The 1,151-nt window shown below is 61.0% G+C and carries 1 protein-coding gene; it reads left to right on the top strand.

What is annotated here, in order from left to right; all coding sequences use genetic code 11:
• Positions 1-58 precede the first annotated feature (58 nt).
• A complete protein-coding gene (locus F8S09_RS17490) occupies positions 59-1,150 on the top strand; it encodes a transposase (protein WP_102128614.1) in 1,092 nt (363 codons plus the stop codon).
• Position 1,151: the final 1 nt, after the last annotated feature.

Below are 1,151 nucleotides of genomic sequence, written 5' to 3'. Positions count from 1 at the left end.
CTCAGGAGTTGCACCTGCATAACGACGGGGAAGCGCTCCCAGCCGAGAAAATCTGGGAGTGTCTACGTCACAGATTCTGGGGGAGCGCGTCCGCATTCTGGCAGATGAGTTCCTGGCCGTTCCAACCACGTCCTACCAACAGCGCAGCCTGGAGGCTGCGCTGTCGATGTTCCTGGACACTGCCACCAAAACGGCGTTGCACCGCGCTGAGTTGGTCAGCAAAAGTGCGCTGAGCCGCCTCCTGAACGAGTACCCCTGGGATACGGCACAGGGTTGGGCCATCTTGCAGCGCGCCCAGTGGGACGCGCTGCTTGTCGCGGCCCGACGAAAACACCGCCCACTCCTGCGGCTGAGTGTCGACCTGACCAGCATCGAAAAAAAGGGCAGCACGCTGCCCTTCGTTCGCGTCTATAACGAGGTTCACGGCATCCATCTGGTCGTGTTGTTCGCCGAATACGGAGCGGTGAAGTTTCCCGTGGGGTACCGGGTCTACCGGGGCAAGGGGACAGCGACCCCAGTGACTCTGGCACGAGAACTTCTGCGAACCGTCCCAGACGCGATCCGTCGTCGATTCCGGATTCGCGTGTTAGCAGACAGCGGATTCGAATCCGCTGTCTTCCTGGATGAAGTCAGGCAGCTGGGCTTCGAGTTTGTGGTGGGCGTTCGGTCAACCCGGCGGACGATGCACCCAGGCGAGGTCACGGTGGCTGACTGTCCGCATGGAGGCTACATCGAATTGAAGAACTGGCCGCATGACCCGCTGGTGCTGGGTCGCGTCGACCGTGGAGACCGGGTGTTTCACGCGGTTTCTTCGGAACTGATGGAAGGCGACGAGGTGGTCGCCGAGGGGGCAAAGCGGTGGAGTGAGGAATCGTTCTTCAAGGAGGGCAAGCACCAGTTTGGTCTGGCGCAGTTCGCATTGCGAACTGCTGTGGGCCTGGATCGCTGGGTCCTGCTGGTGTTCCTGGCCTGGACACTGGCCATCCTGCACCGAGAGACCGGGATGACCCTGGAGGCGTGTGCTGCTCTGGCACTGATGACGGTCATGCCAGACGTTCATTTGAACCGCCTGCTCCTGACGTTCAGCAGAAACTCGGAATTTCTCCGCCAGCACGGCTATTCACTGCGCTATGCGAGGTGCAACTCCTGAG

The organism is Deinococcus terrestris (genome assembly GCF_009377345.1).
Taxonomy (GTDB): Bacteria; Deinococcota; Deinococci; order Deinococcales; family Deinococcaceae; genus Deinococcus; species Deinococcus terrestris.
This window is presented reverse-complemented; position numbering and strand designations above follow the sequence as displayed.